The following is a 6,642-nucleotide window of genomic DNA, read 5'->3' as shown; positions in this document are numbered from 1 at the left end:
CCTCCTTCCTTAAACTGATTTACAATTCAAAAGTGTAGAATCGGAAGGAAGGTTATAGTGTACAGCGGTCTCGTTAATCGATGCCCCATATTCGTTCATATATTTATGTACCTCTAGTTTAAAGGGTAGAGTGTAATTTGTATAGGATGAAACAAGTCCTTCCATCCCATGTTTTAGATAGCGAGCGACCCATCTTTTCAGAGGGGATAAACCTACATTTCTTTCTTGAGCAATGGATTTATAGGATTTTTTCCCTTCTAAGTACTCTAAAACTGCATTTGATTTTTCGTCTATCGAATATTTAGTCAAAAAAACTGCCCCCCAATTGTTAGATGTTGTCTAACAATTGGGGGGCAGTTCATTGGGCAGCTCTTTTTTTTATGTAAATAAAGGAATTTTAAACAATGGAAATGAAGCCTCTAATGAAAGAGGCTGAAAATTTTAGTTATCGCATTTTAATCGGTGTGTTTAATTGATAATGATCCCTATATGATCGATAAGATACTATTTTTTTATCCTGATAATGTCCATCTAGCTGCAAAATTTTTGATTTATTCGTTTCTAAATAATAATGATACCCTTCTGTTTCTAAACTATGGAAGGTATAGGAAATTCCAAGCATTTTTTTCTTGGTGACTTTTGTATCAGGGTGACGTTGTATGAAATCAGCCAATTGTTTTACAGATGTTGATGGAATGTCTGCGATATCAAATAATGTTTCCTTAATATTAGTCTTTACTTTATTCAAAGTAGTTTTTGCTTTATGTTTGATTTTGTTGGAATGCCTTGTCATCAATATCACTCCTACTCTGGTTATAGTTAAATGGTTTATTATGTTATTTCCAATCAGCAAACGAAGTAAACACAAATCTGAACCTTGGGAGAACTTATACCAAAAGAGAAAAAGTCTTGGTGGAAAAGATAATGTTTTTGGGGGAGGTTTAAAACTCAGGGTAAGTGGTATATAAGGGGTATCGGTTTATAGCAGTTTATTTCCCTGCCACCTTGTTTCATGAATAATGTCGACAAGTAGCACATATCTTCTTTTACTTATTACATTATTTTTGCATAAAAAAGGAGAGATATATGATGAGGCAAATGTGTATTTACTGTTTTAAATGGGCTGACATAGATACCATGACACCAATTTTTGAACAAGGTAGAGAGTTCGTCAATTATTATTGCGAAGATTGTGTTACTGCTGATATGGATAATTTGTTTAAGCTACCATACAAACATGGTCGTTCCTATACCGATGTATGCAACAATCAAGAACCCACTAGCATCAAGTAATTCGTTTTAAAAGGTAAGCGATTGAAGATGTATCGCTCTTATAACGTTTTGATCACCAGCCGTTTCTCTTAAATGATTAAAGCATTACTACCAATAGCTCGTACAATATCTCTATATCAAATGATAATATCTAGATTTGATATCGAAATAAAGTAGGCTGAAAAAAGCTTAACTAGAGGCCATCTCAAACGAGAAGGGCTTTTTTTGTTCGTCTTGATAATATCGCATTTAAATTAATCTAGTCGAACCCTTGTGAAATATAGTCATTTTTTGTATCCTATTTGCTCATATCCCCTTAATATGGGGGGGAACGGGGATTCAGTAATGAGTGCCCACCTTACATGTGGATATCTTTGAAGTTTTAAGGCCTCCCACTGATGGGAGGCCTTTCCTTTGTTGTTTGAATATATGTATGTCCTAATCATTGTCGGATTTCTTTCAACCCTGACCCTGGTCATTTCAACCCACTAAAACAATATGATCATTACGAATATTATTTAAGTAGTACTTATGAGATAGTATATCGGAGTAAGGAAAATTTAATAGGATTTACATGATTTAATAGTGGATTAAATATTAACAAAATATTCTTGTACAACAGATGGGCAACTAAATAAAATTATTGTGATTTGTCTTTAACTTTAACAATATCGCTCTTTATTTCTTATCAAAATAAAAAGTTAAAGAAACTAAAGCATTTAAGGGGAAGATTAACCTGTTAAAGGAATTCAATGTTTGCTATACTCTTGACGCTGATGTTAAGTGGGAGAAAATAAAAAAAGGATTGAGTAGTAAAAAAGAGGATGTTTTACAAGAAGTCTTAAAAAGGATGGAGCACTGTGAGTATTTTATTGTAAAAAGTGATAGTAAGCATCATATTTTCAATACATCATTAATACGTTATATACGTATTTTTGAAAATAAGTAATCTCACTACTGCTTTCTTGGAATATAAGTTATGGTTGTATTCTCCTAACAGTCTATCTGGGAGGGGATTTTTCTATGGCAAAAAAGGGGCAAACCTTTCATATATATACAGAGCGAGTAGGATTGGTTAACACTTTGAAAGGAGTGTAAAGATGAATAAAGAATTAGATGATGTTTTTATTGAATCATTAATGGTTTCCCTTCGAGACGAAAGGGTCATTGAAAAGATAAAAGAAATAGCAGATGCGGGCTCGTTTAGTCAAATGGGGGAACAACATAAAGAGCTTCTGAGAGAAAAAGAAAAAGAGATAGCAAGACTCCAACAAGAGATTGAGTCGAAGAAAGAGGAAATTAGTGAGTACCAAATAAAGATCACCCATCTAAATGAAAAAATGGAAGCCTATTTTACTGAATTGCAAAAGAGAAGAGCAGACTTTCGGGAAGCGGAAGAACTTTACGAAGCTGTTCAACAATTATCCGAATCCACTAAAAGTTCGTTAAAAGGAATATTCAAGGGCGGGTCAGTGCAGGAATTCATTGTTTGCGGTGTGCAATATGAAAACATTTCATCACTGTGGGATTTTATCAAAAACGAGATTATGGAGGGACGGGAGCGGGAAAGAGAGATTTTGCTCGCCCTTTTTCTGTATTTCTTTCAAGAATACAGTAAAACATACGATACCCCTTTATATAGAATCCAGCAAGTGAAAATGAATGAGGTCTTCAGGGAAGACTTGTACATAAGAGCTCTCAATAGCAAAATATCCGGGAACATTACGGACATCCTGCTCCCAGGTTATATAAGCATTAATGGTAAAACCATCAAAAAATCCGTTGTGAGAATCTAGCAGGCGAAAAAGATATTAAAGGAGAAATAACAATGACATCGATTATCATCCCAGAGATTGAAGAAGGAATTGAAAAAATCCTTCTTGTGCAATGGTATAAACAGCCAGGCGATTATATTACGGTGGGCGAAAGCTTAGCCAAATTCAGCTGTGAGGGCATTGAATTTGACCTCTTTTCAGAAAAAGAAGGTACCCTTAAAGAATTGAATGTAGCGGAGGAAACTATAGTCAAGATTGGTGATCTGATATGTTATTTGGATTCTGGTGAAGTCCTTTCAGAAGAATTATTAAAAGAAGTTGAAAAACAAGAAACGATAGAAGATAAAGAGCCGCTTGAGAACGAAGCAAGCTTAGCTGAAAACAACAACATAGACAGTTCTATATACTTAATGAATAAGAACGAAGAACAGGTTCCATTCTCACCTGATTCCCAAACCGTTCCGGTCTCTGCCATTTCAATGACTTATAAAGAAGTGAGATCTTTAATCAGCCATTTATATCAGAGTGCAGAAGAAACCTTTTTTAAGGATGAAGCGAGCTTCTTTCAAGACATTAAAAAGATGCTCCGTTCCAGATGGGTTTACATGAATAACGGGAATGTTATATATGATCACAATATTGCAGCTTTATTTCCTTATAGAAAATACTATGAATTAATGGATGAAGATTTTGACTATAAAAAGCATCTGGACGTTTCCGGTTTTAAAGGTGATGCCATGACACGGGAAGAAGCTGCCAAAAGTTTCAATACAACCGATCACCCTGTTTATAAGAAAATAATAGCTTTAGATGATTACTCCACGAGTAAAAATCCTTCCATTTCTAGGATATTTGCCAATCAAACGGCTAACTCTTCTAAATCAATAGCGTTTAAATTCAACGGGTACGACATTCAAAGTTTCGATGTAGTCAATCAAAAAAACAATTTGCTGGGAAAAGGATTTTTCGTTCCTGTTTTCCGTCTGAATGGGGAAAATGCCTTTGAAATCAATGATCAAATGGCTCTCCATCTCTGGCTGGAAAACCGATTGGTGCCAAGTGGATTAAGCACAGAACGCCAGAAGGAGTATGATTATTTGCTGGCATTGTATCAATTAAAGGATTTAGATCAGGAAAATTTCCTAAAAGAATTGCCATCAATCGCTATCGATTCCAAGACATTTTATGAGAAGCTTTTAAAATCTGAAAAAGTAAGAGCAGATATTGATACATATGATGAAAAGATGTTAACAGATCCTAACCGGGGACATTGGGATTTATGGCCTGTCCACTCTGATGAAAAACCTTTAACGATAAAACTGAACGAAGAAATAATGGCCAGAAACCCTAAAATGGATATTAGGGAGGACGGCATAGTTGGCATTGATTTTGGAACGAAAAGTACAGTGGTCGTTCATCAAGAAGAAAGTGATTTTACTCTTCCCATGCGTATTGGGGTTGGCTACCTTAACACGGAAGTGCAAGACTGGCATTATGAAAATCCAACCGTGATTGAATTTATTGATTTAGAACATTTCCTGGAGCTTTATCAAGAAAAAGAAGGAAGACCAGATACAAGGTGGCAGGATGTGACGGTTTCCCACAATGCTCTTAACAACTTGATGAATGGAAAGAGTGACCATTATTATTCCATATTGAATAATCTAAAGCAGTGGGCTGGAGAAAAGAGAAACGAACTCCGATTAAAAGACAAGAGGGGATATGCCGTTGTACTGCGTTCCTTTCTGGACTTAACCGATCAGGAAATCAACCCAATTGAGTTATACGCCTACTACCTTGGTTTGTATATCAATAACCAGAACAATGGAATTTACCTGGACTACACCTTGTCTTTCCCGGTGACGTATGAAAAAGAGGTAAGGGAAAAAATTCTAAAGTGTTTTGAGCGTGGGTTAAAAAAGACGCTTCCTATGCCGATTCAGCAGGACGAAGAATTAATGAAAAAGTTTCGTGTCACCGCTGGGGCGAGTGAACCTGCTGCCTATGCCATTTGTGCGTTACAGGAATACGGGTTTGAACCGGAAGAGGATGAAAAAACGTACTATGGCGTGTTTGATTTTGGTGGAGGAACGACAGATTTTGATTTTGGCATTTGGCGTGAAGCGGGCTTGAAAGAAAGCAGATATGATTATGTCATCGAGCATTTTGCAGCGGGCGGGGACCGTTATTTAGGGGGAGAGAACATGCTAGAACTTTTGGCGTTCCAGGTGTTTAAAAACAACCAAAGAACAATGCGTGAGCTAAACATTCCTTTTACTCTCCCAGCAGAATGTGTGAAATTTCCCGGAAGTGAAATGCTGATTAATGAGTCACAAGAATCCTATTTAAATACGAAACAATTGGTGGAAAAATTAAGGCCGCTTTGGGAAAGACATGAACGGTATGAAGAACAGTTTGGAAAAGGAATGATCCGGGCAGACTTGTTTGACAAAGCCGGCCACGCAAAACTCAATGTGGAACTTTTGATCGATCAAGATGAAATGGAACAACTGATTGAGGAAAGAATTGAAAAAGGCATTAAAAATTTCTTTGAGTCATTAAGGCGCGCTTTTGCCCGGTCAGAACGCAGCAAAATTAATAAAGTGAATATACTGCTTGCGGGTAATTCAAGTAAATCCCCGGTCGTTATGAATCTATTTAATAAATGGATTGAAAGGGAAGTGCAGAACACTCAAAGCTGGGGAGAAGTGTCTGATGATCTTTTTGAGATTCTCCCGCCACTGGGGACAGAAGGCGCTTATTTAAAGCAAGAAGAGAGAAACAGAGTGGTTAACCGAGATATTTTAACAGCCCCTACAGGAAAAACAGGCGTTGCCTTTGGACTTGTACAAAGCAGGAAAGGCGGAAGTATAAAAGTTATTGACCGCGATATGATGAATGGGGAATCAAAGTTCAAGTATTTTCTTGGCATCGGGAGAAAAGGGAAATTAAAAACAATGATTGATCAAGAAGAAGAGTATAACAAATGGCATCTTTTCATTGATGCGTCAGAAGAAGATTTTGAAATTTATTACACAAGCCTGCCGGAAGCTAGTACCAACCAGCTTGATATTAAACAGGCACAGAGGAAAAAGCTTCGGATTGAGCATGTAGATGATTCAGCTTTTGTTTATATTCGAACCATAAGCCCGACTGTTATCGAATATGTTGTTGCAGACGAAGACTCGATTTTAAATGGGGTCCATTTAAGTGAAATTACTAAAGTGGAATTAAGTTAATAAGTATGTTGAACGAAAAAATTTCGTAAACACACAACAGATCATTTAATTGTATGGGCATTTGTGGGTTTGATTGATTCAATTGAATATATCAAGATTAAAGATCTATGTTCATTTGAGTGGTATATAAATAGAAGATGTCTTCACCTGGTGCATCGGTTAAGGTTTTATGAAAAAAGCGCCTTAAGTGGAAAATAACTCACTTTTAAGTTAAAGGCCCCCCACAGTTTACTGTGGGAGGTCTTTTCATGCTCATCAATATTGTATTTCCCTGGTCGCCGTTTAATAGCTTCCCGTGGTGCTTGCAATGAAGAAGTTTTCATTTTCAACATTTATCCTAGATACTCTAGGTGTTA

4 protein-coding genes are annotated in these 6,642 nt (G+C 36.4%); 2 read left to right on the top strand and 2 right to left on the bottom strand.

Annotated elements, in window-relative coordinates; genetic code table 11:
• Positions 1-9: 9 nt before the first annotated feature.
• Both J7E52_RS11870 and J7E52_RS11865 read right to left on the bottom strand, forming a co-directional pair.
• Positions 10-309 (bottom strand): transposase, encoded by a 300-nt coding sequence (locus J7E52_RS11870; RefSeq protein ID WP_214746456.1) that lies wholly within the window; start codon positions 307-309, stop codon positions 10-12.
• A gap of 136 nt (positions 310-445) precedes the next feature.
• Positions 446-793 (bottom strand): hypothetical protein, encoded by a 348-nt coding sequence (locus J7E52_RS11865; RefSeq protein ID WP_214746453.1) that lies wholly within the window; start codon positions 791-793, stop codon positions 446-448.
• Positions 794-2,372: 1,579 nt separating this feature from the next.
• Here J7E52_RS11865 and J7E52_RS11860 point away from each other — a divergent pair.
• Positions 2,373-3,068: a coiled-coil domain-containing protein gene (locus J7E52_RS11860; RefSeq protein WP_214746448.1), complete on the top strand. Its 696-nt coding sequence runs from the start codon at positions 2,373-2,375 to the stop codon at positions 3,066-3,068.
• Between the two features lie 32 nt (positions 3,069-3,100).
• The gene (locus tag J7E52_RS11855; RefSeq protein WP_214746445.1) at positions 3,101-6,286 is read left to right on the top strand and encodes a biotin/lipoyl-containing protein; all 3,186 of its coding nucleotides are present in this window, start codon (positions 3,101-3,103) and stop codon (positions 6,284-6,286) included.
• The last annotated feature ends 356 nt before the right edge of the window (positions 6,287-6,642 follow it).

The organism is Bacillus sp. ISL-34, assembly GCF_018613325.1.
GTDB lineage: Bacteria > Bacillota > Bacilli > Bacillales > DSM-1321 > Peribacillus.
This window is presented reverse-complemented; position numbering and strand designations above follow the sequence as displayed.

Coding starts and splice junctions, on each gene's coding strand:
- J7E52_RS11865 (WP_214746453.1), bottom strand. CDS start 793: ATGACAAGGCATTCCAACAAAATCAAACATAAAGCAAAAACTACTTTG.
- J7E52_RS11860 (WP_214746448.1), top strand. CDS start 2,373: ATGAATAAAGAATTAGATGATGTTTTTATTGAATCATTAATGGTTTCC.
- J7E52_RS11855 (WP_214746445.1), top strand. CDS start 3,101: ATGACATCGATTATCATCCCAGAGATTGAAGAAGGAATTGAAAAAATC.